The organism is uncultured Mailhella sp. (genome assembly GCF_944324615.1).
Lineage (GTDB): Bacteria > Desulfobacterota > Desulfovibrionia > Desulfovibrionales > Desulfovibrionaceae > Mailhella.
The window spans coordinates 1-24,527 of the sequence record NZ_CALUWY010000036.1 but is presented as its reverse complement, the minus strand read 5'-3'; the positions used below and the strand labels follow the sequence as shown (position 1 = coordinate 24,527).

Here is a 24,527-nt window from a genome sequence, read left to right as displayed (position 1 = left end):
ACGCCGAAGAAGTCGACATGGGTGAAGGTGTTCTTCACAGGGGAGTACTGAGCGTCCCACACGAACACGGGATGCAGGGTCTTGGCGCCGTTTTCGTCTTCGATTTCAAGCTGGAAGACATTGGTGCGGCCCACCTGTTCGTAGATCTTGCTGAGGGGCAGTTCAGCCATCTGAACGGCGATATTCTGGCCGTCGGCGGTGTAGTAGACGCCGGGCACCAGAGCTTCGGTACGAAGGCGGCGATTGGCGCCCTTGCCGAAAGCGGTACGCTTCTTCACAGAAAGGGTTTTGAGTTCGGACATGATGCTTTCTCCTTATGGGCCGTCTCCCGTCGGACGGGGCGCGGCGCGATATATCGTCTTCAATCCCCTGATTTAGAACAGGGCGCTGACAGAAGAACCGTCGTGAATATTGCGGATACTCTTGGCCAGAACTCCGGCAATGGAAGCCACGCGGAGCTTTTCACACTGGGCGGCATGCTCGCCGAGCGGAATGGTGTCGGTTACGATGATTTCCTTGAAGGGGGAATCATTCAGGCGTTCGCAGGCGGGGCCGGAAAGCACCGCATGGGTCGCGCAGGCATACACTTCCTTGGCGCCGCCTTCCATGAGGATGTTGGCGGCGGTGCAGATGGTGCCCGCGGTATCGATCATGTCATCCACCAGCACGGCGGTCTTGCCCGCGACATCGCCCACGATATGCATTTCCGCCACCTGGTTGGGGCGGTCGCGGCGCTTGTCGATGACGGCAAGGCTGGCGTCCATCTTCTTGGCGAAGGAACGGGCGCGTTCCACGCCGCCGGCGTCGGGGGAAACCATGACGATCTCGCCGGAAAGCGCGCTGAGCTTCTTCAGAAGCACGGGGCGGGCGTACAGGTTGTCCACAGGGCAGTTGAAGAAGCCCTGAATCTGACCGGCGTGCAGGTCCACCGTCACGATGCGCTGAGCGCCCGCCACGGTGAGGAAGTCGGAAACGAGCTTGGCGCTGATGGGCGCACGGGGGCTGACCTTGCGGTCCTGACGGGCATAGCCGAAATAGGGGATGACAGCCGTGATGCGGCCGGCGCTGGCACGCTTCAGAGCGTCGAGGATAAGGCACAGTTCCATGAGGGACTTGTTGGCCGGGGCACAGGTGGGCTGGATGACGAACACGTCATGGCCGCGCACGCTGGCGCCGATTTCCACACGCAGCTCACCATCACTGAACGTCGTGCAGAGCGCAGGCGTGAGGGAGCAGCCAAGGTGGTCGCAAATGTCCATGGCCAGCTGTGGATTGGCCGTACCCGTGAGAATTTTAAGGTCGCCGTACATAGGAGCATGCCTTCCTGAGTAAAGTATCCAAAAGATACAGAGGCGCCGCCGCCAAGCGAAGCCGAAACATAACGACACATGGCTGGGGCGGCAGGATTCGAACCTGCGAATAGCGGACCCAAAACCCGCTGCCTTACCGCTTGGCGACACCCCAACATTTCCAGCCGGCATGTCGACTCACAAAAGGAAAGGGCCGAACACCTCAGCCTTTTCCCGCTCTTCCCGCAACGCTGCGGCGCCCTGCGCCGCGCATCCGGGATCACGGAAGAGCCCGAACAGTGCCGAACCGCTTCCACTCATACCTGCAATGTCCGCACCCGCCCGTAATAACTGCATTTTTAACGCCGCCAATTCGGGATGAGCCGCGAAAACCACAGGTTCAAAGTCGTTCATGCCATAGAATGACTGGTAACTTGAACGGTTATTTTTATCTGCCTTCGTTTTCTCTGTCAAGGAAAATGACGCCCTTTCTGCATCCCACGCGGCGTAGGCCCATGCCGTATCCACATGAACATGCGGGCAGACAAGCACGCAGCTCATGCCTTCCACGCCGCTTTGCACAGGGGAAAGCCTCTCCCCTATGCCCTCCGCAAGGCAGGGCACGCCCTTCAGGAAAAAGGGCACGTCCGCACCCGTGCGGGCGGCAACGGCAAGCAGCGTTTCCTCCGGCAGAGGTTCGGGCGCATGGCGCTGCAGCCACAGCAGCACCTGCGCGCCGTCCGAACTGCCGCCGCCGAGTCCCGCGCCGTGAGGAACGGCCTTGATCAGCTCCACGTCCACGGCAGGCGCAAAGCCCGAGGCTTCGGCATACAGTCCGTAGGCCCGGGTGAGCGTATTTTTCCGAGGATCTATGCCCGGCGTGTCACAGTGCACCACCATGCCGCCTTCGCGGCGGGCGGGCCTGAACACAAGGGTATCCTGCGGCCCGGGCAGGGGCATGAACAGGGTTTTCAGCTCATGATAACCGCCCGGGAGCTTTCCCGTGATGAACAGAAAAAGATTGATCTTGCCCGCGGCATGAACCACTTCTTCCCCGGCAGGGAAGGCGCTTTCCTCAATCATTGCGTGCTCCCGAACGTTTTGTGCCCGCCCTGAAGACCGGCCTTTTCCTTTTCCGTTCCTGCAAAAGGCCCTTCGCCGTGCAGGCAGATCCCGGCACGGACCGGGCTATATTCTGCCCGGAAGGGAAGCCTCGATGGTCACGGATTCCTCCGACAGCTCCTCGGCAAGACGCGCTGCGGCAGCCTGCGCGGCAGCCAGCGCGCGGAGTCTGGCCAGAGGTCCTTCCTCCGCCTCGGCTTCGGCCACGAACACGCCGTTCCCCTGCAGCGTACAGGAAAGAGCGACGCCGCAGGAAGAGGAAGAAGCCGCGTGTGCGGCTGCAAGGCCTGTCTCCCGGGCCCGGGCAAAGAGTTCCTCCCGCTTTTCCGCATTCTGCAGCATGAAACACGCCGCAGGGGAAAGCACCATGCGCACACCGGCATGCACGGGGCCGGAACATGCCGGAGAAGTTCCGGCCTGCTTCACCGCCACGCTGTCCAGAATCACACGCAGCACACCTTCCAGATCAAGATCCGACGTATCCACGATCACGGCGTCATCCGCAGGACGCAGCGGGTCCACGGCCCTGCCCCGGTCCTGCGCGTCGCGCGCTTCAATGCCGCGCTGTATCTGCTCAAGCGTTTCGCCGTTCAGCGCTCCGCGCGCCTCCAGCTCAAGATAGCGGCGGCGTGCGCGCACCTCGGGCCGGGCATCGAGAAAGAACTTGTGCCTTGCCGAGGGAAAGACCTTGGTGCCCATGTCGCGCCCTTCGGCCACAAGGGAACTGCCCTCCCCCATCTCGCGCTGAGCGCGCTGAAGCTCCTCGCGCAGCACCGGCAGACGCGCCACCAGCGAAGCCAGCCGCCCCGCCTTTTCCGTGCGTATCTCCGCCCCCACGGGAACACCGTTGCAGCAGAGCTGCGGGTCGGCGCCCTTCTCCGGCGCTTCCAGGCTGAAGTGATACTCACGGCAGCGCGCACGAAGCGCCGCTTCGCTCATATCGGCGGCGGCCGCACCGAGGCGCAGCCCCAGCGTACGGTACATGGCCCCCGTATCGAGGTAGGCTATGCCGAGCTCGGCGGCAAGGCGGCGGGCCAGCGTGCTTTTGCCCACGCCTGCTGGGCCGTCCATGGTAATGACGCCGTAGGAATCGTTCGCCATGCTCAGACTCCCAGAATCTCACGCGTATAGCGCAGGAAAAGTTCGTTCTCCTCATCGGTGCCCACGCTCACGCGCAGCCAGTCGGGCAGATGATAGCCGCCGAGAGCGCGGATGATGATGCCCCGGCGCAGAAGTTCGCCGTGCAGCGTCTTCACATCCCTGGTGCCTTCCGGCGTGCGGAACATGATGAAATTCGACAGGCTGGGCAGGACCTCGCAGCCCATGGCGCGCAGCTCCTCAGTGAGGCGTGCGCGGCCGCGCTTCACCAGCTCGATGGTCTTTTCGCGGAATCCGGCATCCTTCAGCGCTGCGAGCGCCGCTTCCTCGGCCAGGATGTTGAGCGAAAACGGCAGACGCACGCGCCAGAGATAGTCGGCGATGACCGGGGGAAGAATGGCATAGCCTATGCGCAGACCGGCCAGACCGTACACCTTGGAAAAGGTGCGCATGAGGGCCACGTTGGGCAGGCTGTCCAGACGGGAAAGCAGGGAATACTCCGGCCCGGCGAATTCGATGTAGGCTTCGTCCACCACCAGCAGGCAGGCGGGCGGCAGGGCCTTTGCCAGAGCGGTGAGATCCTCCACGGAGGCGGCGCGGCCGGAAGGATTGTCGGGAGAAGTGACGATGACGAGGGTGGTGTTCTCGTCCACCAGCTTCAAAAGTCCGGGGAAGTCAAAGGAAAAATCGGGTTTCAGAGGAGCCTGGCGCAGTTCCACGCCCGCCATTCTGGCCTGCGTGGGATACAGCCCGAAGCAGGGGCGGAAGGCCACGGCATTGTGCACGCCGGGAATGGCGCGCACCCGGAAGAGAAGGTCGATGACCTCGTCGGAACCGTTGCCCACAAAAATGCGACCCGCATCCACCCCGTAGAAGTCGGCAAGAGCCCTGACCAGACGGGGATTGCCCGACTGCGGATAGCGGAACGCCTGCCCCGCACACTTTTCCAGCACCTCGCGCACCGAGGGAGAAACGCCCAGCGGGTTTTCGTTGCTGGCCATTTTGATCACGCGGGAGAGGCCGTAGCGTTCGGCGATCTCGGCAATGCTGAGGCCGGGTTCGTAGGATTCAAAAGAGGCCACCTCGGGGCGGACATCATTGAAGGACGTGAAGGGGAGATTCATGGGCACACCTTGAACATTGAAAAATATAAGAAAAAGGGCTTTCCTCCCCCGGACGATGCCGCAAAAGGAAAGCCCTGTTCCAAGCCTGAAAAGAAGCGTTAATCCTTATAAATCGCGCCACCCGTGTAGTTGTCGGAAGGACGAATGGTAAGGACAGGCAGATGCGAATTCTTGACGACCCGTTCCGCCACGGAGCCGAACAGGATGCGGTCGATGCCCTTGCGGCCATGGGTACCCATGACGATGAGGTCGGCCTCTTCCTTGGCCGCGATTTCAAGAATTTCCTCGGCCGCGTAGCCTACGACGACTTCGGCCTTGGTTTCCACACCTTCAAAGTTTTCGGACACGAACTGGGCCATGGCCTTTTCCGCGCCGGAGACAATTTCACCCACAAAGCTGTCAATGGTATTCGGCGGTACATGGAAACCCGTGTACTGAGTCAGCGTAGGGGCCGCATATACAGCCACGATACTGGCGTTCATAGCCTTGGCCAGCATGCAGGCGTACTCCGCCACTGTCTTGCTGTGCTCGGAAAGATCCAGCGCGCATATGATCTTCTGCAGCTTGGGCATATTGCCTCCTCTGTTTCTTTGTTCGGGGCAGGATGCCTCCTAAACATGATTCCATCATAAATGCTTTCCAGCAAAGTTGCAAGTATTCCTGCGGACAAAAACGCTCCTCACCCTGAAACTCACAACCGGGCTGCTTCCGCACGCATTTCTTCCACAATCTGCGCGGCGGCTTCCACATCGCCCTCTTCCCATGCGGCTCTGAAACAACGCGCCATGTCGGCCAGCGTATGCATGCCGTATCTGTCTGCAATGGCGGAAAGTTCCCGCGATCCGCCCCGTATGGCCTGCACGTCGCTCTGTATCAGGGCTTCGGAAATGCGGTTCAGCCCTTCCATGATCTGCTCAGAGGGAGCTTCCATGTCTTCCGCAGCTTCCTCCCCGCTCACGTCGGCAGATTTTTCCTCCTCCGCCGCGGGCTGCTGCACGGGGGCGTCGCCCGGTTCATGGATGAGGGACACATCAAGCTCTATGAGCTCCCCGTCGCTCTCTTCCGCAACCGCACCATCCCTGTTTTCCGCCGGGGCAAGGTCGGCATGCGTCAGTTCCTGCACGCCGCTCTCCTCCACCAGCACATCTTCGGCAAGAAGTTCCACAACCTCGCCTTCTCCCTCTTCAGGGGCGCTCGCCGCCGCCGGAGAGGAAGAAGCTTCCGGCTTTTCCGAAGGCACGGCATTCTCTGCCGCCGCCTGCTTTTCCGCAGGGGCTGCGGCATGGGGGCGGAACAGGGAGGCAAGCCAGCTTCCCCCCTTCTTTTCCCGCGGCGCCTGCTGCTCTTCCTCAAGAATCAGCGAAGCGGCCTTTTCCTTCTCCTCGGAGGCAGGCGCTTCCGTACCGGAAGCCTGCCCGGGCACGGCGCTGCCGTTTTCCGCCGCGGGCGCAACGCTCCGCGGCGCTTCGCCCTTGAGCACGGCCTTGCGCTGCATGCGCGCGTTGCCGGAATGGGCGCCCGCCAGAACGGCGGCCAGCGTGATGCGCTGCGTGCTCAGCACGGGCCTTTCCGGCGTGGGGGAAATCAGCCAGCGCGTCATGGCGCGCAGATCCTTGCGCACCACGGGCAGAATAAGCGCCTCGTCACAGCCGGCCTTGGCTATGCGCTCGGCCTGCATGTCGTCGCGGGCAAGGAGCAGGAACGGCGCGGCGGGCAGGGCCTGCTCGCCTTCAAACATGCGTATGGCCGCAAGCGCCTGCACCATGTCTTCTTCACCGAGATTTCCGTCAAAAAGCACCAGCGCCGCCGGAGATGCGGCATAAAGGGTGGCCGCTTCCTCCGCATCGCGCGCTTCCCACAGGCAGAAGCCCATGCCTTCCAGGTAATGGGCGTACATCTGACGGCTCAGGCCGTCGGGGGAAGCAAGAATGACAAGCGGCGCATCGGGACGGGACACTTCCGCCCCTTCCGCGGCGAGTACGGACTTTTCCGTCACGCCGTCCACATCCATGGCCGCGCATTCCATGCTGAAGGTGAGTTCCATGCCCTGGGGCGTGCTGTCGATGAACAGGTCACCTCCATGGGCGGAGGCCAGCTCCCATGCACGCGCAATGAGCATGCTCTGCCGGCCCCGGGGCGGGAGCCCCTCGCCGTTGTCGGACACCGTGAACTGCAGATGCCCCGGATGGGTGCTCGCGCCGGAACGGCGCACATGCAGGCTCACGGCCCCGTGGGAGGCGGCGCGCACGGAATCGGCAAGCAGCAGGGAAAGCAGCGCCGTGAGGCGTGCGGCATCTCCCCGGAACTTCTGTCCCAGCTGGGGAGCCACATACCAGGCAAGGCCGAGGCCCTTCTTTTCCGCCTCGTCGAAGACCGAGGCAAAAACCTTCTGTATGACCTGCCGCAGCTCGAAGACCTGCATCGAGGCTTCGGGCAGGGTGGATGCGGCGGGCAGATCGAGCGCGCTTTCGGAAAGCCTGCGGGCGGCGGCCACCATGCCGTCGGCATGGGTCATGATGTCCACCTTCTCCCTGTCCACTCCGGCCCGGGTAAGGGCCTGATCCAGACGGCATGCCTCGTCGAAAAGCTCCTCCACCGTACCCCGGAAGGCGCGGCGCAGGGCGGCAAGGCTGTTGTCCTTGTAGGTATTGGCCCGGACCTCCGGCATGCGCCGTTCCGCAACGTCGAGTTCCAGCTCACTGCTTCCCGCCGCGCTTTCCTTGTGCGGCGCGGCAGAGGAAAGAAAGAGCAGACCGATTACCTGCCCGGCGGAAACGGCCACGCCCCACCACGGGCCTTCCAGAGCGTGCACGAGTCCCCAGAGGGAAACCACGGCTCCGCCGCCCATGAAAAGACATGCGAAGAAAAAGGGCACGGCCCCCTGCACCCCGCGAAGGGCGATGAGCAGCGCAGGCACAAGGCAGAGCAGTGCGGCCAGCGGCCACAGGGAGAGCAGACGGGCCGTCCAGGCCATGCCGGGCAGAAGCGGCACGATGGCCGCACAGGCCCCGGGCAGGGCGAAAAGCAGATAGAGCACATCCACGGCAGGCGAGGTCACGCGCGTGCGCATGAGCACTCTGCCCGCATGGGGCAGCATGAAAAGCGCCACGCCCGCCGCAAACATACCGGAAAACGAAACCGCATTCATGCTCCCTGCAGGCATGGAAGGTATGCCCCAGAGCCCCTGAACCAGCGCCGCAAAGGCAAGGGCCGCCGTCCAGAACCGGCCCTCTCCCCGCTCGGTCAGGCTGAGCAGCAGGCAGAGCGCTCCGAGAAGGGCCAGCGAGGCCAGGGAAAGCACATGGGCCAGCCTTTCGGGAGAATGGATGACCACAGGCAGGGAACAGAGCGCCGGGCGGAACCACAGGCCCGGCAGACCGTCCATGCGGATGAGCACATGCCCGCGCCTGCCGGCAGGGGCAAGTTCATACACGCCCGCCGTCTCCGCACGGGAGCTCTGCCAGTTCCGGCCGTCGGATGAAAGCCACACGGACACGCCGGAAGGAACCTGCGTGCCGAGATCCAGCCAGAGCGTATGCGGCGCTTCATCACGCACATCCGCAAGGTCGAGGTGCAGCCAGAGCGTACCCGTATCCCGGGACAGGGGACCGACGGCATAGGGCGTGAAGTCTGCCAGTTTTTCGGAAACCGCCTCCACGCTCAGCACGCCCTTCCCGTCCATGAGCATGGAAAGGTGGGACAGCACGGGCAGGCGGGAAGCCGTGGAGCGCTTCTCCTGCGGGGGCGGCGGTGCGGGCTGCACATCCGCCCTGATGAGCACTTCTTCGGGAAGCGCGGCGGAAGGAGCAGGTTCGGCCACGAGCACCTCTGCCCCCTCTTCCGGCCCGGCATGAAGAGGCAGAGGCAGGCACAGAAGCGCCAGCAGAACCGCCGTCATGCGAAACAAGGAAAAAGAAAACGGAAACATGACAATCCCGTATGATTACTTCTTGATGCGGTCGCGGACAGGCCTGCCCGCAGGGTCGGTGGCGTCGGGCTGGAGTTCCAGCACGCGCTTCCACAGAGGCAGAGCCTCCGAGGCGCGCCCCATGTTCTCCAGCAGCCACGCGCGGTGTACGAGCGCGGGCGCAAAGGAAGCATCCAGCTTCAGCGCTTCCTCATAGGCAAGCAGCGCCGTTTCCTTCCTGCCGTGCACCTCAAGCTGAAGCGCAGCGTCCACGGCAAGAACGGGCATGACCCGCTTCAGAGACTCACCGCTCGACAGCGTGAAGTCGGGATCTTCGGCAAGCACGGACTGCCAGAAGGCAACGGCCTCCGCCGGCTTCTCCAGATCGAGCAGCAGCGTCACGCCCTTGTTGAAAATGGCGTTCTTGTGCCCCGGCACATCCTTCAGCGCCTGATCGTAGCACTCCACGGCGCGGAGCGGTTCGCCCTTCATGCGGTACATGGAACCCATGTCCGTCCGCACGTCGGCGTTGCCGGGTTCCAGCCGCAGGGAGGCCTGATAGGCCTCGATGGCGCCCGCGGCGTCGCCCGCATCGAAGCAGGCATTGCCGAGCTTTGTCCACCGCCCGGCATTGCCGGGCTCCGCCATGGCCTCTTCCCTGAGGTGGCGTATATGTTCATCTCCCGCGCTGTTCTTCACGTCGGAAGCTGCGGGAGGAGGGGAAACCAGGGTACGTTCGCCCTGCTCCGCCGCCTTGTATTCCGTCACCATGCTGCCGGCCACAAAACCGGCGGCAAAGGTGACAAGACACAGGATGACTGCGGAGCTGGTCAGCATGGTGCCGCGCGTCTTTTCATTCTTCATGGCTGCTCCCGGAAACGCACAGGTTAAAGAACTCGCGTTTTCGTCCAGCCTTCCGCGTCGGCCACGGCCTCGGCATCACTGCCGCCCAGCACGCAGGGCACGGCCTTTTCCAGAGCTCTGGCAAGATAAGGCGCGAAGTCGTGGAAATCGGAAAGACGTGTGGCGAGAATTTCCTCGCGGATGCGCTGGCGCTCCTCGTCCGATTCGCCCGCCATCCAGCGGGAAAATGCGGCCGAGCCCTTCGCTCCGGGAAGCATGTAGGTATCCACATCACCTATGGCACCCACCACGGCGCGGGTGATGTCCGCCTCGGAAAGGGAAAGGTTGCCCAGATAGTCCGCCGTTTCCCGGTACACCCTGAGGGTATTCTCCACATTGGGGTCGCGGTAGGAAGCGAAGGTGAAGGCCCCGGTGGAGCGGCCGTAGCGGGCAAAGCAGCCGTAGGCCCCGCCCTGCACGCGCACGCGGTCCCACAGATAGCCCATGCGCAGATGACGCAGAATGACGGCCTGGGAACCGCTGTAGCGGTAGCCCGTGTCCTTCAAAGAAAGACCGAGTCCCACATAGTTCACCTGCGCCGGGATGCTCAGAAGTTCGGCCCCGGGCAGGGGAGAGAGTTCAGGAATGCAGGCTTCTTCAGGACGGGAAGGCAGGGCCGCAACCAGCTCTTCCAGCACGCCGCGCGACCTGCCGAGAAGGGCCGCATCCGCCGTCATGTCGAGCTTCACCGCTTCCCGGCGCACGATGAGCCCGTGCAGCGCGGCAAGGTCGGCACGAACGCCTTCCCAGTCCTCATCCAGCCTGCGGATGAGGTCGCGCACATACACAAGGGCGCTCACCCCGTTCATTTCCTCGGAAATGCGCCCCACAAGCGACAGCCTGCCGCCCATGCGCGTATTGACCAGCACATGACCGGAAGGCACGGCGGCCTGCTCCATGCGGGCCTTTTCCTCAAGAGCCATCTGCGTGAAGCGTTCGCGGTTGTCGAAATCAGGTTCGGAAAGAATTTCCTCCATGAGGGAGGCCATGCGCCCCACCTTGTCTTCCGTGCACTTGCCGGACACGGAAAGGAAGGAGACCACGGAAGCATCGGAAGAGCGCGGCAGCACCACGGCTCCTGCGCCAAGGCTGCCGGTATGGGCGGAAATTTCAAAGCCCAGTTCCACATAGTCGCGGCGCTTCGTGCCAAGTTCCGTCAGTGCGCGGGCGTAGAGGGGCACCAGAGGCAGAAGGCGGGCGGGAACGGCGCAGAGATCGAAGGCAAGGCGCGCGTACAGAATGCCCGTGGTATCCAGAGCATGGGTCACCACGTCCAGAGACCCGTGTTTCTCCACCTCGCAGGGAATGAGGGCATTCTTCTCAGGCAGATCCTCCTTGCCGAGGCTGGGCACGGTATTCAGCGCCTCCTCGGAATCGGGCTTCTGCTGCGCGGCACGAAGTTCCGCCGCCGTTTCCACCACCTTCATGCGCTCCTTCTCTCCCATGCCCTTGCGCAGAGCCTCCAGCTTCGCGTCTTCGGCGGACTGGCGGGCGGCGGCAAGAGAGGCGTCGGGAGTAAGCAGCACGGTAACGCGGTGCGTGTTGTCCAGGAACCAGCGGCGTATGGCGTTTTCAAATACGGGCTCACCCTTTGCCAGGCGCTCCTTGATGGAGGCAAGCGGCTTTTCCCAGGCAAGCGGCGCAAAGGCGTCCCCGTCGTACAGCCAGTCGGACAGACTGCGGAACATGGCCGCCAGCCCGCGCGGGAAGGAACCGGTGTTGTTCTCGCGCAGCATGAATTCCAGAGAATTGAGCGCCGCCTCCACGGCCGGTGCGGGCACGCCGTCCTCGGCAAGATCCGCAAGGGTTTCCATCATGAGGCGTTCCACCTCGGGAGCATCCTTTGCATCTATGGAACGCAGACCCATGGAAAAATAGGCCTGCCGCAGATCGCCCTCAAGGCCGCAGCCGGAAATGTCCTCGCCCAGGCCGGAATCCATGAGCGCCTTGCGCAGGGGGGAGCCGGGAAGCGCGGATATGATGTGCTCCAGCATGTTCAGCACGAACATTTCCTCGGTTTCCTTGGATTCGCACAGCAGCCAGTTCACGGCCACATGGGCCTTGTCGGCCTCCTCCCCTTCGGAAGCGGCATAGGGAATCTCCAGAAAACGCGGCACGGAAAGGCGCTTCTGAAGCGGCACTTCGGAAGAAACCTCGCGGCGCGCATAGGGCGCGATGACGTCTGCAATGCGGGCAAGACGCTCCTCTTCCGGATCGTCGCCCCAGAAGAAGAAACGGGCGTTGGAGGGATGATAATAGGCCGCATGAAATTCCCGGAAGGCCTCGAAGGTGAGGCTGGGGATCACGGCAGGATCGCCGCCGGAATCCAGACTGTAGAGCATGTCGGGAAACACGGCGTGCTGGCATTCTTCCATGAGCACGGAATCGGGGGAGGAATACACGCCCTTCATTTCATTGAACACCACGCCCTTGAACTGCCACGGGCCTTCGGGGGAATCGGCCTCGATGTGCCAGCCTTCCTGACGCAGCACGTTCTCATCGATGCGGGGATGGAAGACGGCGTCGAGATACACGTCGATCAGGTTGTAGAAATCCTGAAGGTTGCAGCTCGCCACGGGATAGCAGGTCTTGTCGGGAAAGGTGAGGGCATTCAGAAAGGTCTGAAGGGAACTTTTGAGCAGCTCCACGAAAGGTTCCTTCACCGGATACCTGTCGGAACCGCAGAGCACGGAATGCTCAAGAATATGGGCCACGCCCGTGGAATCTCTGGGAGGCGTGCGGAAGCTCACGCCGAAGGACTTGTTCTCATCGTCGTTGCAGACGGAAAGCAGCTCCGCTCCGGTGGCGTCATGTTTCCAGAGGCGGACGATACCGCCCGCTTCGTGCATCTTCTCTTCCCTGACAAGGGTGAATCCGTGGCTGTTCATGCAGTTTCCTTATATGTTCTCTTCACAGGTTCAAAATGAAAAAGGCGGCCTGTCGCAAGGTCGCCGAAAGGCCCTCGCGGGCAGACACAGGGCCGATGTCAGCAGTTGGCGGCGCGAAGCATTTCCTCCGCCTGTTCCAGAGCGGCGCCATCTTCCGTACCGCAGAGCGTACGCACGGCAAGAAGCAGAAGATCGAGGGGCAGTTCCATGGAATAGCGCCCGTTATAGATCACGCAGCGCTCGCCATGCACCGCTATGCGGTAGGCCCGGCAGATGTTCCGGCCTTCGCCGCCCTTCTGAATGGCGTAGACCTGCTCGTTCTGATCCGTGACGTAAAGCTTCTGATGGGTAAGCACGCCGCTGTATTCATCGTACCACACGGCCTCGGAAAACAGACGGCCATAAAACATGAGACTGGCCCCATTTTCCAGATGCAGCGTGACTTTTTCCCATTCATTCATCGCGGCGGCCATGACATCTCCCTTTCCTGACAACATAAAACGGGCACAGGCCCTTTTTGTCCTCCATAGCATTCCCTGCCGGAAAGTGTCAATGTTGATATTGGTAACTTACGGAAATATATTATGTTTAATTTTATGTACACTGAAGATTCCATAAAAACGCTCTTTTTCCCCGAAGCGCACGCAAAAAAAAGCGCGCTTTCCGCCTTCCGAGAGGCCCGCACCTTGCCATCACTTCGCCGTAACCGTATATAAAGAGCACTTTCCCTCAACTCAAGGCAAGGATATCCCATGCAATACTGGCTTTTCAAAACGGAACCCGGCTGCTTTTCCCTGGACGACCTCATCTTCTCGCAGGACGCCACCACCTCATGGGACGGCGTGCGCAACTATCAGGCGCGCAATCTCATGCGCTCCATGAAAAAAGGCGACCTCGGCTTCTTCTATCACAGCGGCAAAAAGCCGGAAATCGTGGCTGTTGTGGAAGTGGTGCGCGAGGCCTACCCCGACCACACCGCGCAGGATCCGAAAAACCGGCATTTCGACGAAAAGGCCACGCCGGAAGATCCCCGCTGGTACATGGTGGACGTGAAGCTTGTCCGCCGCCTGGAACATCCCCTTGCGCTGGAGGAACTGCGCCGTGAGGATGCACTTGAAGGCATGGAACTTCTCAGGCGCGGAAGCCGGCTTTCCGTACAGCCTGTGAAGGAGGAACATTTCCGGCATATTCTGGCCATGGCGGGCCTGGATCTGAACTGAACGCCCTCCCTTCAGAAAAATCTCCCTTTTCGGGCGCATTGCTTCCCCTGCGCCTTTTCCGGAACACGCGCCCCGGCGGCAGGGAAATGGCGGCCACAGGGCGCGACCGGCTCTTTCCGTGTCCTCTCCCGGTGAAGGAGCGGTTTTCCCTTGCCCTTTCCGGGCCTGCCGGACACGGCAACGCCGCTTTTTTCTCTTCAGCCTGGCCCCGGGCACGGCACATGGCCGGCCGGAAGATGCCTTCCCTGTATGTTCCGCTTCATGCTTTCCGCGCGCATGCTCCCGTTTTTGCAGAAAAGCTGTCCCATTGCGGCGAGGGGCAGCTTTCCTGTCTGCGGCCCGCGGCAGACCTGTTTCTCCTTCCCAAAGACACGTTAACAGAAAAACACGGTGCCTCCCTTCCGGGAAACACCGTGTTTTCCTTATGACGGGGGCAGGCCCCCGCCAGTGTTATTCGTTGCCCTTGGCGGCCTGATGAGCGGCCACGACCTTGTCCACCACAGGCTGGGGAGCTTCCTCGTAGTGGTCGAATTCCATGGTGAACACGCCCTGACCGCCGGTCATGCTGCGCAGGTCGGGAGCGTAACGGAGCACTTCGCTCATGGGCACGTTGACCTTGAGTTCCGTGATGCCGCCCTGGGAATCGGAGCCGAGCACCTTGCCGCGGCGGGAGGAAAGGTCGCCGATGACGTCGCCCATGTATTCATCGGGAATGGTCACGGTCATCTGCACGATGGGTTCGAGCAGCACCACCTTGAGCTGGGCCATGGCGGCCTTGAAGGCGATGGAACCGGCCATCTTGAAGGCCATTTCGGAAGAGTCCACGGTGTGGTAGGAGCCGTCGTACACGCGGACCTTGAAGTCCACCACGGGGCAGCCGGCAAGGTAGCCGCGGGCCGCGCTTTCCTGAATGCCCTTGTCAATGGCAGGGATGTACTGGCGGGGGATCACGCCGCCCACGATGCCGTCTTCAAAGGTGTAACCGGCGCCTCTGGGCGCGCCTTCCATTTCGATCCAGCAGTCACCGAACTGGCCGCGGCCGCCGGACTGCTTCTTGTGGCGGCCCTGCACCTGCACCTTGCCGCGCACGGTTTCACGGTAGGGCACGCGGGGCGTCTTGAGCACGATATCCACCTTGGAGCGGCGGCGGGCCTTTTCCACGGAAATTTCGATATGCAGCTGACCCATGCCCGCGAGCAGGATGTCGGAAGTTTCCTCGTCGCGGCTGAGCTTCAGGGTCACATCTTCGTCAAGGAGCTTCTGCACGGCGGCGAAGACCTTGTCTTCATCGCCCTTCTGCTTGGGAGCGAGGGCGAAGGTGATGAGCTGAGGCGGCAGCTTGGGCAGTTCCACTTCAAAGGGAGCCTTTTCGTCGCACAGGGTATCGCCGGTACGGGTGCCCTTGAGCTTGGTCACGCCCACGATGGAGCCGGGGCCGAGGGTATCCTTGCAGGCGGTCTGCGTCTTGCCGTTGACATAGAAGAGGGAACCCAGGCGTTCCATTTCGCCGGTACGCATGTTCTTCAGCGAGGAATCGGAGGAAATGGTGCCGGAAATGACGCGGATCATGTTCACCTGGCCGGAGAAGGCGTCGTTCAGGGAACGGAACACCAGGCAGGTGGCCGGACCTTCGGGATCGGCCGCGCGTTCGGAAGCATCGGTACCCAGCACGGCCGGGCGATCCAGCGGGGAGGCCAGCAGGTTGTTGATCTGGTTGAGCAGACGGCGGCCGCCTCTGTTCTGCATGGCGGAAGAGGGAAGCACGGCCACGATTTCACCGGAAAGCACGCCCTTGCGCAGGCCGAGGGTGATATCCTCGTCGGTCAGGGAGCCTTCTTCCAGATAGCGGTTCATGAGGTCTTCGTCGGAAGAGGCGATGTTCTCCACGGAGGTGTCGCGCAGCAGAAGGACTTCGTCTTCCAGATCCTCGGGAATGGGGATTTCTTCCGTCTCGCCGTTTTCCAGGAAGCGGAAGGCCTTGCTGGCGAACACGTCCACAAGACCCACGAATTCGCCCTTGTCCAGAATCGGGATGTAGAAGACCACGGGGCGCACGCCCAGGTGCGTGGTCAGGCTGTTCAGGGCAGCGTCGAAGTCGGCGCGTTCACGATCCATCTTGGTGATCACGGCAATGGTGGGAAGGCCGGCGGCCTTCACGCTCTTCCACATGCGGCGCATCTGCGGGCGCACGCCGTCCACGGCGTCAACCACGATGACGGCGCTGTCCACGGCGGCAAGGAGCCATTCCATGTCGGCGGAGAAGTTGGAATCGCCGGGGATATCCACAAGGTTGTGACGGAAGCCCTTCCAGTCGAAGGTGGCGAATCCGGGCTGGATGGAGCCGCGGCGCTTGATCTCTTCCGGTTCGTAGTCCAGAGCCGTGGTACCTTCTTCTATGGCGCCAAGACGATTGATGATACCGGCCTGAAAAAGCAGCATTTCTGCAAGCGAAGTCTTACCGCTGCCACCAGTGCCGACAAGGGCATAGGTGCGTTGGTTCTCCAAAGCTATGGACATACGAATCTCCACTGGGGTTTGAATTTCTCATGGATGCAAAAGAACACCCTTGCATCGGTTCAACGTTTCAATCCGCAGAAGCCCCGTCAGGCGTTCCGCCTGCGGCAGGGCCGTGCATCCTCCCCGGAGGGGGGATTGACAAAAAAAAGGATCCATCGCTCCTGCGCTGAGGCAGGCTTGGCCTGACACAAGGAATTCTGATGAATTCTTTTATAAGGTCATAAAAAGTGCCGCCATGCCCTGTCAAGCGCATACCGCTATTTTTCTGGTGAAAAACGGACTTTTCCGCTCCATGCATAAAAGAGTGACTTTCCCTTCGTCTTCCAGTAAGGTTGTGCCGCGCTCCGCGCGCCCCTTTCAACGGCGATGCCTCGCCCCTCTTTCACGGAGTCACCATGGATATGTCAACGCCCGATTTCGTCATCATAGGCGGCGGCCTGGCCGGCTGCGAATGCGCTCTTGCGCTTTCGCGCGCCCATCTGCCCTGCACCATCTATGAACAGAAGCCGGAAGCATTCTCCCCCGCGCACACAAGCCCTCTGCTCGGCGAACTCGTCTGTTCCAATTCCTTCCGCTCCAACGACGCGCAGAGTTCCGGCGTGGGGCTTCTCAAGCAGGAAATGCGCTCCCTTTCCAGCGTGACCATGGATATTGCCGCTCACTGCTCCGTGCCTGCGGGCAAGGCGCTTGCCGTGGACAGAACGCTCTTCAGCGAAGAACTGACCCGCCGCGTGGAACAGGACCCCCTCATCACCCTCGTGCGGCGGCAGATTCCGAGCCTCGACGCGCCGGAACTTGAGGGAAAAACCGTCATCGTGGCCGCAGGTCCGCTCATTTCGGAAAATCTCGCCGCCTCCCTCGCAGCGCTCATCTCTTCCGAGGGCGCGCCCAGCCGCCTCTATTTCTACGATGCCATAGCCCCCATCGTCCGGGCCGATTCCGTAGACATGTCCATCGCCTTCCGCGGCTCCCGCTACGGCAACGACGCGCCCCCGCCCTATTCCGACGACGCGCCCTTCCTGGAAAAGCCCATGGAAACCATGGTGGATCCGTCGGCGGAGGAAAACGGCGACTATGTGAACTGCCCCATGACGCGCAGTGAATACATGGCCTTCTATGAGGCCCTGCGCGAGGCGGAACGCGTGCCCGCCCACGACTTTGAAAAGGAAATACACTTCGAGGGCTGCATGCCCATCGAGGCTCTGGCCGACAGAGGGGAACGCACCCTTACCTTCGGCCCGCTCAAGCCCGTGGGCTTCACCGATCCGCGCACCGGCCGCCGTCCCTACGCCCTGCTCCAGCTTCGTGCGGAAAATGCGGAACGCTCATCCTTCAACCTTGTGGGCTGCCAGACAAAAATGACCTACGGCGCACAGGACAGGGTGTTCCGCCTCATTCCCGGCCTTGCTCATGCGGAATTTCTGCGCTTCGGCAGCGTGCACCGCAACACCTATGTGAACGCCCCGGAATGCCTGAACGACGATCTTTCCCTCAAGGCGCGGCCCGACGTGTACCTTGCCGGGCAGATCACCGGCGTGGAAGGCTATGTGGAATCCGCCGCCTGCGGCCTGTGGCTCGGCCTGACGCTCGCCGCCCGCGCCCACGGCAGGGAACTTTCCCTCCCGCCGCAGACCACGGCGCTCGGTGCGCTCATGAACCATCTGCGCACGCCGTCCAGGCAGTTCACGCCGTCCAATGTCCATTTCGGCCTCATGCCGGAACTTGCGGAACGGACAAAAAAGAAGGCCCGCAAGGCGGAAATGGCGGATCGTGCCTGCGCCGACTTCGCTTCCTGGCTTGCCCGGGAAGGGCTCTGAGAAGCGCCCCGCCCTCTGGCGTCCCCTTTTTCTGCATCCGGCAGGCTTCGGGCGTACCGACTCCGCAATGGTCCTGCCCGAAGCGGCCTTTCCGGCAAAAAAGGAAACGCACGGGCTTTTCGCTTCACGCCTTCAGGCGGCGGAAAGGCCTCCCGGAGACAGCTGAGGAAAACGTATGGAGATACTGAACGGCCCGGCAAGGTCCATCAAAAGAAAAATCCTCCAGCAGGCACTGCGCAGCAGAAAACTCATGGCATGGCTCAATCATCGTCTGGCGGACTACCTCCACATCCACAGCATCGTGTGCCGTGAGGATCTGAGCCTCATGGTCTGCTTTTCCATCAACGGCATGGATCAGCCCGTCACCGTCACCGTAAGCGATTATTCCATTGCCGAGGACGGAAGCTGGATATGCCTGGGGAAAGCCGGCTCTTCCATTGCCGGCATCGACAGGGCCCTTGCCTCCTTCGTGCAGGGAAAGCGCATCCCCATACCGGAAAAATATACAGGAACCGCCGTCAGCATAAAAAAGTTCCTGCTGTAGCTCTCTTCTCCTGCTCATCATCCCGTTTCCGGGGCTTTTTGTGTCCCCGGGGCGCGGCGCGGCATATTGCGGCACCGTTTTTCCCGGTCCGGCGGGAACATCCCCTCTCCGGCATGAGCGCATCGGCCCTTTTCCCGTGAGAGTTCTTTTCCGGGCGCGGCTTTCGTGCTAGCTTTCTGCCATGGAAGTACGACACTATCATCTGAGCATTCCCGACGGCGCATGGCTCGGGCAGAAGCCCGGGGAACATGCGCTTGCCTGGCACGACATCCGCATGGAGGAATCGGAGCAGGAACCGCGCCTTGCCGGCCTGCTGGAAAAGCTGGGGGCGGACGAGGAAGCCGTCACCCTCTGCACCCTTCCGGTGCGTTTCCCTGCCGTGGAAGTCACAAGAAACGGCGTGTTTCTCCGTTTTCCCCAGCGCGCCGCATGGAACGGCGAACGCGCCTGCTATGTCATGCTCCTGTGCCTGAAGGATGCGCTCATCAGCATAGGCCCCGCGCAGTCGCCGCTCTTCGACCGGGTGCTGCAGCGGCTGGAAAAGGGCCGCCGTCCGGCCGAAGCCTCCGGTCAGGCGCTGCTGCTCTTCATCATGGATGCCTGCGCGGACATCAGCGCGCTCCAGTACATGGCCGCACGTTCGGCAGTGGAAAATCTGGCCGACCGCCTCGACGATGAGCCGGACAACATCCGGCAGGACGAGCTCATCACCCTCCGCCGCCGCGTATCCCGCCTTTCCCTGCAGTGCGAGGACCTGCGCTACTGCATGAGCGCCCTGCAGAGCGTACAGGCGCAGAACGTGCCCTTCAGCCATCTCAAGGCGGAACTTCACGATATCGTGGACAGCCAGAGCCATGTGGCGCGCAGTCAGGATCAGCTGGAAAACCGCCTGCGCGACCTGCACAACGACTGCCTGCTCCATGCCCAGCGCAAAACTGATTACCGCCTGCGCGTGCTCACCGTGCTCACCTCCCTGTGCATGCCCCTCGGCGTCATTGCAGGCATTTACGGCATGAACTTCCATTTCATGCCGGAGCTGGAATGGAGGTACGGCTACTTCTTCACACTCGGTCTCATGGCGTTCATCACCGCGGCGCTTCTGCTGTTCTTCTTCAAAAAAGGCTGGTTCAAGTAACGGGGCTTCCTTTGCACCGGAAGGCGGACATGCCGCAACCGGGGGCAGACTATCATTGCCCGGGAAGCACTTCCGCCGCATCATGGCGCCCTGCCCCGTGACTTGACAGCGGACGGCATCAAGGGCACCCTTGAAGGACGTGACCTTGACGGGGCCATGTTCGCCGCCGCCTATCCCTTTTTTCAGACGTTCCGTTTCTGCGGCACGCAAAGGAGCCCCCATGTTCCCACGTTCCCGCACACTTGCTCTTCTTGTTCTTGCTTCCATTCCGGCCCTTGCGCTGTGCGCCTGCCAGCCCAAGGGGGCCGAGGTTCTGCCCGCCCCCGAAACCGCTCCCGTCTCCGCCCGGGACCTGCTGCCCGGTCAGGGCACCCCGGCCACACTGTACCGCGCCAACCTCTGCCCCACCGTCATGAGCCTCGGCAGGGACGTGGCCGACATCGCCCGGCAGCATGTAGGCATACGCTACAGATCAGGCGGTGCCTCCCCCAAGTCCGGTTTCGACTGTTCCGGCTTCGTGTACTGGGTCTTTTCCAAATACGGCGTCACCGTGCCGCGCGACTCGGTGCGGCAGTCCCGCGCGGGGCATGAAGTGGCCAGAGATGAGCTTCTGCCCGGCGACATCATCATTTTCCGCATCGCCAATACGCCCAACGGCCGTCATTCCGCCATCTACCTAGGCGAAGGGCGCTTCATCCACAGCCCTTCCGCAGGTTCCTCCGTCCGCGTTGAAAAGCTGAACGCCTCCTACTGGAGCAGCCATTACCTCACGGCCCGGCGTGTGCTCACGGCCCCGCCCTGCGACCTCGATCTCTATGCCGACCCCGAGGTCACCGAAACGATGCTCGGGGACATGCCTTCCTGATCCGACGAAAACTTCAGAGGCCGCGTTGTTCCGCGGCCTTTTTTCATACCCTGACGGCATGTTCCCCGGCGCGGCAGCATCGCAAAAGCGCCTTTCCGGCAAGATCCTTGTCCGGCCAGGCCGCGCTTTTTTCAACGCTCCCGCAGAAAAAAAACTTTCCGCCATGGACGGAATTTCCCGGGGGAAGAGCTTCCGGGCAAAGAAATGGTGCTCCATGAAGGCGCACAGGCGCTGCACCATGCGCCGGACATGCCTCCCCGGAACCTGCCTTGCCACTCCTTCCGCTCACCGGCGGAAGTCAGCCCCTTTCCCGCAGCACATCCACCGTTTCCCTCACTGCACACGGAACAGGCCTGCCGTACGGCGGACCACAACGCCGGAAACGACAAAAAAGGCCCCTTCCGAAGAAGGGGCCTTTCTCATTTATGTTCCGCCGGAACTACATTTCCGGGGGAAGTTCGTTGAGCTGGGCCTGCGAGAACACAGGGCCGTCCAGGCACACGAACTTGCCGCCGAGGTTGCAGCGCCCGCAGATGCCGATGCCGCACTTCATGCGGCGTTCAAGGGTGGTGATGATGTTCTCATCCTTGAAGCCCAGTTCGCGGAACGCCGCCAGCGTGAACTTGATCATGATGGGCGGGCCGCAGAGCACGGCGATGGTGTTGTCCGGGCTGGGCGCGAGTTCCTTGAGCACGTTGGGAATCATGCCCACGCGATGCGGCCAGTTGGGCGCTTCGCGGTCGATGGTGAGCGTGGTGTGCAGAACATCGCTTTCCAGCCAGCCGGGCAGATCGGCCTTGTAGGCCATATCCTCGGGAGAACGCGCGCCGTAGAGCAGGCTGAGCCTGCCATATTCGGAAGCGTGTTCCATGACATGCAGCATGATGGTGCGGATGGGCGCCATGCCGATGCCGCCGCCCACGAACACGATGTTCTTGCCCTTCCACTGCTCATAGGGGAAATAGTTCCCCAGAGGAGCGCGCACACCCACCTTGTCGCCGGGCTGGAGCTTGTGGATGGCGGTGGTCACCTCGCCGGCGCGCATGACGGAAAACTGGAGGTAATCCTTGCACGAAGGCGGGGTGTTGATGACGAAGGTGGATTCGCCCACGCCGAACACGGAAAGCTGCCCCACCTGACCGGGCTGGTAGGTGAAGCTGTTCCATGCCTCTTCGTTGTCGAAGCGCACGCGGAACGACTTGATGGTGGGCGATTCCGTAATGACTTCCAGAACCGTGGCGACTTCAGGCAGGTAAGGATTCTTGCTGCAGCCGCAGTTATGTTCGCTCATATTCTCTCCTTACCTTTTCTTGGCCTTGCTTTTGGAAGAGCGGGAAGACTTCGGCGCGGCTTTCGGCGCGGAAGCTCTGGCCGGAGCCTTGGGCGCTTCGGCGGCCTGTGCAGCAGGAGCTTCCTCAACCGGGGCTTCGGCCGGCGCTTCAACCGGAGCTTCAGCAGCTTCAACCGGTGCTTCGGCAGCTTCAACCGGCGCTTCGGCAGCTTCAACCGGCGCTTCGGCCGAAGCTTCGACAGCTTCCGGGGCGGCTTCGGCAGGCGCGGCGGCTTCTTCCACGGGAGCCGCTTCTTCCACAGGTGCCTGCGCTTCTTCCGCAGGAGCCGCTTCCACCACGGGCGCGGCTTCCACCGCAGGAGTTTCTTCCACCACGGGCGCGGGAGCTTCGGGGGCGGCCTCCTTCACAGGCGCCGCTTCTTCCTCGATGGCTATGGTTGCGCCTTCCACGGCGGCTCTCACCATGTGCCGGATATCCAGCGACACGGGGCAGCTCACCACGCAGCGGCCGCAGCCCACGCAGGAGAAGAAGCCGTCGTAACGTTCGGGGTAGAAGCTGAACTTGTGGCTGACGCGGTTGCGCATGCGCGCGGCCTTGTCGGTACGGGGATTGTGCCCGCTCGTTTCCAGCGTGAAGAGCGGAGACATGCACGAATCCCAGCTGCGGAGACGGCGGCCGTCCAGCTGCGAACCTTCATCGGTAATGGTGAAGCACTGGCAGGTGGGGCACAGATAGGTGCACGCGCCGCAGGAAAGGCACTTCACCGTTTCCTTTTCCCAGAAATCCGTATCGGTGAAGCGCGAGGCCACCTTTTCCATGACATGCGTCATGCCGGGATCGGGGGAAAGGGATGCGGCGGCAGCGGCATGGGCCGCTTCCACTTCGGAGGCCTTGTCCAAAGCATCGGCAAAGCCGGCGTTTTCCAGAAGCGCGGCGCCCTTCTCGGTCACGGCTTCCAGCACGAAGCCGCCTTCCACGGCGGTGAAGAGCACGTCGGAACCTTCCTTGTCGGAAGGATTGCTCCCCACCCAGTTGCAGAAGCAGGAGGAAAACGCCGAGGGGCAGGCCTGCGTCACGATGACGGTGGCCTCACGGCGCGCGCCGTAGTAGGGATCCTTGAACTTGCCTTCCAGATAGGGCCTGTCGAGCACCACGAAACCGCGCGCGTCGCAGGGACGGCAGGCGAAAAGCACCGTGGGTTCGGCCACACAGGGGTTTTCCAGCGTGGTGGTCAGCTTCGAGGCGTCTTCCGGGTCCTTCACGGACTTGAAGGTCACCAGCGTTTCACACTGCGGCAGCATGGCCTGCTTAGGGGAAGCCGTGGCGCGGCGAAGCAGCGCGTCCACGTCTGCGGAGGCGAGCTGATCCGCCGTCCAGGGGCGATAGACCACGCTGGGGCCTTCCTTGCGGGGAGCCAGCACGCGATAGCCTGAGGCCAGGTTGGAAAGCCAGCCCGTCAGCTCTTTCGGTGTTGCGAAAAGGAGACTGCTCATGCCAGATCACGCTCCTTGATAGTCGGTTCTTCCACCTGATAGGTGAGCAGCGGAGGCGTGGCGTTCACATCAAGGCCCGCGCCGTAGCTGAAGATCTTCTTAATCATGCGGCCAAACTGCTGCTTGAGCGCGAACACGGGGATGTCCATGGGGCAGGCGCGTTCGCATTCCGTGCAGCCCGTGCAGCGCCCGGCGAGGTGCTGGGCATGGATAAGCTGGAAGAACAGCTTCTGCTGCACGGTATCCTCCTGCGTGACCCAGGCGGGATCGCGCGAATCGGACACGCAGTGGTCGCGGCACACGCACATGGGGCAGGCTCCCCGGCAGGCGTGGCAGGCGATGCAGCGTTCCATCTGGCCCTTCCAGTAGCCCATGCGTTCCTCAAGACTCAGAGAATCGAGGAAGCGCAGAGCGGGACTGCGGCCGTCGGCAGGTTCCGCAGGCTCGGTGGTGGGCCTGCCCACGAACACGTCGGAAAGCACGGCGTTGGGCCTGGTGCAGGTGCGGCACTTGTCCTGCGCCACTTCCGCCATGGTCATTTCGTATTCCTGACCGTTGGCGGTGACGATGAGCTTGTTGCCCTTGCCCGCAAAGGCTTCCACCTTCGCGCCTTCGGGGAGCTTCGCCAGAACGCGGGACACGTTCACCGTGCCGTTGCAGCCCATGCCGAAGATCTTCACGTCCTCGCGGGAAATGAGCTCTTCGGCCAGAAGTTCCACCACGCCCTTGCTGTCGCAGCCCTTGACCACCACGCCGATCTTGCGGCCCTTGTACTGGGGCAGATACACGGCGAGGTTGTGCACGTTGAAGGGGCCCCAGATGAGGGAGTCCACTTCCTCGGGCGTGGTCATGAACACAGGTTCCGCATGGATGGCGTCAAAGCCCTGCTTCCAGCCGAGCACGCCTTCCAGGCCGCCCGCCAGGGCGTCCTTGATGGCCTGCCTGAGTTCCGGCAGGGAAGGATGTTCGCCGCAGCCCAGGGGACGGATGGATTCCACGAGTTCCTCGGGCCTGTCGTAGCGCGCGGGCACGTCTTCCCAGCGGGGAGCCGGGCCGAGGGCATGGATGCGGTTCGTGAAGTTGGTGACCACGTCCTTCCAGCGCTGGCCTTCGGAAGCGGAAACCCAGGTGTACTCGAAGCGGTCGGGGTTGATGCCGATGACGGGCAGGAACTGCTTGAGCAGCTCCAGACGGCGGCGGGCATAGTAGTTGCCTGCGGAATAATGGCAGTCACGCGGATGGCAGCCCGAAACCAGCACGCCGTCGGCCCCGTTGATGAGGGCCTTGAGCACGAAGAGAGGGTTCACGCGGCC

The 24,527-nt window shown here is 62.2% G+C and carries 17 protein-coding genes, 1 tRNA gene and 2 pseudogenes; 5 read left to right on the top strand and 15 right to left on the bottom strand.

The genetic code is table 11. The annotated features are described in order from the left end of the window. The 11 genes and pseudogenes from Q0K07_RS08570 to Q0K07_RS08520 form a co-directional block, all read right to left on the bottom strand. Positions 1-302, bottom strand: a pseudogene (locus tag Q0K07_RS08570) (50S ribosomal protein L25); the annotation flags it as partial. Positions 303-374: 72 nt separating this feature from the next. Further along, positions 375-1,310, bottom strand: a complete 936-nt coding sequence (locus Q0K07_RS08565) for a ribose-phosphate pyrophosphokinase (protein ID WP_294558467.1) — start codon at positions 1,308-1,310, stop codon at positions 375-377. 79 nt (positions 1,311-1,389) lie between these two features. After that, positions 1,390-1,464: transfer RNA gene (locus tag Q0K07_RS08560), tRNA-Gln, on the bottom strand. Between the two features lie 23 nt (positions 1,465-1,487). Beyond that, complete coding sequence (gene ispE, locus Q0K07_RS08555; RefSeq protein WP_294558465.1) at positions 1,488-2,372, bottom strand: 4-(cytidine 5'-diphospho)-2-C-methyl-D-erythritol kinase; 885 nt, start codon at positions 2,370-2,372, stop codon at positions 1,488-1,490. A 477-nt stretch (positions 2,373-2,849) separates the two neighbouring features. Beyond that, positions 2,850-3,512, bottom strand: a pseudogene (gene cmk / locus Q0K07_RS08550) ((d)CMP kinase); the annotation flags it as partial. 2 nt (positions 3,513-3,514) lie between these two features. Then, positions 3,515-4,633 (bottom strand): histidinol-phosphate transaminase, encoded by a 1,119-nt coding sequence (hisC, locus tag Q0K07_RS08545; protein ID WP_294558464.1) that lies wholly within the window; start codon positions 4,631-4,633, stop codon positions 3,515-3,517. A 98-nt stretch (positions 4,634-4,731) separates the two neighbouring features. Continuing rightward, positions 4,732-5,205, bottom strand: a complete 474-nt coding sequence (locus Q0K07_RS08540) for a universal stress protein (protein WP_077071749.1) — start codon at positions 5,203-5,205, stop codon at positions 4,732-4,734. A 119-nt stretch (positions 5,206-5,324) separates the two neighbouring features. Further along, the gene (locus Q0K07_RS08535; RefSeq protein ID WP_294558463.1) at positions 5,325-8,561 is read right to left on the bottom strand and encodes a hypothetical protein; all 3,237 of its coding nucleotides are present in this window, start codon (positions 8,559-8,561) and stop codon (positions 5,325-5,327) included. A 15-nt stretch (positions 8,562-8,576) separates the two neighbouring features. Then, positions 8,577-9,404 carry a tetratricopeptide repeat protein gene (locus tag Q0K07_RS08530; RefSeq protein WP_294558461.1) on the bottom strand — a complete coding sequence of 276 codons (828 nt, stop codon included), beginning with the start codon at positions 9,402-9,404 and terminating at the stop codon, positions 8,577-8,579. Positions 9,405-9,427: 23 nt separating this feature from the next. After that, on the bottom strand, positions 9,428-12,331 hold the full coding sequence (locus tag Q0K07_RS08525; RefSeq protein WP_294558459.1) for an insulinase family protein: 2,904 nt from the start codon (positions 12,329-12,331) through the stop codon (positions 9,428-9,430). A 98-nt stretch (positions 12,332-12,429) separates the two neighbouring features. Further along, complete coding sequence (locus Q0K07_RS08520) at positions 12,430-12,804, bottom strand: hypothetical protein (RefSeq protein ID WP_294558458.1); 375 nt, start codon at positions 12,802-12,804, stop codon at positions 12,430-12,432. A 279-nt stretch (positions 12,805-13,083) separates the two neighbouring features. Here Q0K07_RS08520 and Q0K07_RS08515 point away from each other — a divergent pair, with 279 nt between their 5' ends. Next, the gene (locus Q0K07_RS08515) at positions 13,084-13,551 is read left to right on the top strand and encodes an EVE domain-containing protein (protein ID WP_294558456.1); all 468 of its coding nucleotides are present in this window, start codon (positions 13,084-13,086) and stop codon (positions 13,549-13,551) included. Positions 13,552-14,001: 450 nt separating this feature from the next. On the opposite strand, the gene Q0K07_RS08510 is transcribed toward Q0K07_RS08515, so the two are convergent. Continuing rightward, on the bottom strand, positions 14,002-16,068 hold the full coding sequence (locus Q0K07_RS08510; RefSeq protein ID WP_294558454.1) for an elongation factor G: 2,067 nt from the start codon (positions 16,066-16,068) through the stop codon (positions 14,002-14,004). A 401-nt stretch (positions 16,069-16,469) separates the two neighbouring features. Between Q0K07_RS08510 and trmFO the strand changes: the two genes are divergently transcribed. From trmFO to Q0K07_RS08490, 4 genes are all read left to right on the top strand, one after another. After that, positions 16,470-17,885 (top strand): methylenetetrahydrofolate--tRNA-(uracil(54)-C(5))-methyltransferase (FADH(2)-oxidizing) TrmFO, encoded by a 1,416-nt coding sequence (gene trmFO / locus Q0K07_RS08505; protein WP_294558468.1) that lies wholly within the window; start codon positions 16,470-16,472, stop codon positions 17,883-17,885. Positions 17,886-18,060: 175 nt separating this feature from the next. Continuing rightward, a complete protein-coding gene (locus Q0K07_RS08500) occupies positions 18,061-18,429 on the top strand; it encodes a hypothetical protein (protein ID WP_294558452.1) in 369 nt (122 codons plus the stop codon). 181 nt (positions 18,430-18,610) lie between these two features. Continuing rightward, positions 18,611-19,564: a magnesium transporter CorA family protein gene (locus Q0K07_RS08495; protein ID WP_294558451.1), complete on the top strand. Its 954-nt coding sequence runs from the start codon at positions 18,611-18,613 to the stop codon at positions 19,562-19,564. Between the two features lie 220 nt (positions 19,565-19,784). Beyond that, positions 19,785-20,429 carry a C40 family peptidase gene (locus Q0K07_RS08490; protein ID WP_294558449.1) on the top strand — a complete coding sequence of 215 codons (645 nt, stop codon included), beginning with the start codon at positions 19,785-19,787 and terminating at the stop codon, positions 20,427-20,429. A gap of 439 nt (positions 20,430-20,868) precedes the next feature. On the opposite strand, the gene Q0K07_RS08485 is transcribed toward Q0K07_RS08490, so the two are convergent. The 3 genes from Q0K07_RS08485 to Q0K07_RS08475 all read right to left on the bottom strand — a co-directional run. After that, positions 20,869-21,720 carry an FAD/NAD(P)-binding protein gene (locus Q0K07_RS08485; protein WP_294558447.1) on the bottom strand — a complete coding sequence of 284 codons (852 nt, stop codon included), beginning with the start codon at positions 21,718-21,720 and terminating at the stop codon, positions 20,869-20,871. A 9-nt stretch (positions 21,721-21,729) separates the two neighbouring features. Then, complete coding sequence (locus tag Q0K07_RS08480; RefSeq protein WP_294558445.1) at positions 21,730-23,214, bottom strand: 4Fe-4S dicluster domain-containing protein; 1,485 nt, start codon at positions 23,212-23,214, stop codon at positions 21,730-21,732. Further along, positions 23,211-24,527, bottom strand: a 1,317-nt coding sequence (locus Q0K07_RS08475; RefSeq protein ID WP_294558443.1) for a hydrogenase iron-sulfur subunit, incomplete at its 5' end; no start/stop codon positions are given. The genes Q0K07_RS08475 and Q0K07_RS08480, both read right to left, overlap by 4 nt.

Coding starts and splice junctions, on each gene's coding strand:
- Q0K07_RS08565 (WP_294558467.1), bottom strand. CDS start 1,310: ATGTACGGCGACCTTAAAATTCTCACGGGTACGGCCAATCCACAGCTG.
- ispE (WP_294558465.1), bottom strand. CDS start 2,372: ATGATTGAGGAAAGCGCCTTCCCTGCCGGGGAAGAAGTGGTTCATGCC.
- hisC (WP_294558464.1), bottom strand. CDS start 4,633: ATGAATCTCCCCTTCACGTCCTTCAATGATGTCCGCCCCGAGGTGGCC.
- Q0K07_RS08540 (WP_077071749.1), bottom strand. CDS start 5,205: ATGCCCAAGCTGCAGAAGATCATATGCGCGCTGGATCTTTCCGAGCAC.
- Q0K07_RS08535 (WP_294558463.1), bottom strand. CDS start 8,561: ATGTTTCCGTTTTCTTTTTCCTTGTTTCGCATGACGGCGGTTCTGCTG.
- Q0K07_RS08530 (WP_294558461.1), bottom strand. CDS start 9,404: ATGAAGAATGAAAAGACGCGCGGCACCATGCTGACCAGCTCCGCAGTC.
- Q0K07_RS08525 (WP_294558459.1), bottom strand. CDS start 12,331: ATGAACAGCCACGGATTCACCCTTGTCAGGGAAGAGAAGATGCACGAA.
- Q0K07_RS08520 (WP_294558458.1), bottom strand. CDS start 12,804: ATGGCCGCCGCGATGAATGAATGGGAAAAAGTCACGCTGCATCTGGAA.
- Q0K07_RS08515 (WP_294558456.1), top strand. CDS start 13,084: ATGCAATACTGGCTTTTCAAAACGGAACCCGGCTGCTTTTCCCTGGAC.
- Q0K07_RS08510 (WP_294558454.1), bottom strand. CDS start 16,068: ATGTCCATAGCTTTGGAGAACCAACGCACCTATGCCCTTGTCGGCACT.
- trmFO (WP_294558468.1), top strand. CDS start 16,470: ATGTCAACGCCCGATTTCGTCATCATAGGCGGCGGCCTGGCCGGCTGC.
- Q0K07_RS08500 (WP_294558452.1), top strand. CDS start 18,061: ATGGAGATACTGAACGGCCCGGCAAGGTCCATCAAAAGAAAAATCCTC.
- Q0K07_RS08495 (WP_294558451.1), top strand. CDS start 18,611: ATGGAAGTACGACACTATCATCTGAGCATTCCCGACGGCGCATGGCTC.
- Q0K07_RS08490 (WP_294558449.1), top strand. CDS start 19,785: ATGTTCCCACGTTCCCGCACACTTGCTCTTCTTGTTCTTGCTTCCATT.
- Q0K07_RS08485 (WP_294558447.1), bottom strand. CDS start 21,720: ATGAGCGAACATAACTGCGGCTGCAGCAAGAATCCTTACCTGCCTGAA.
- Q0K07_RS08480 (WP_294558445.1), bottom strand. CDS start 23,214: ATGAGCAGTCTCCTTTTCGCAACACCGAAAGAGCTGACGGGCTGGCTT.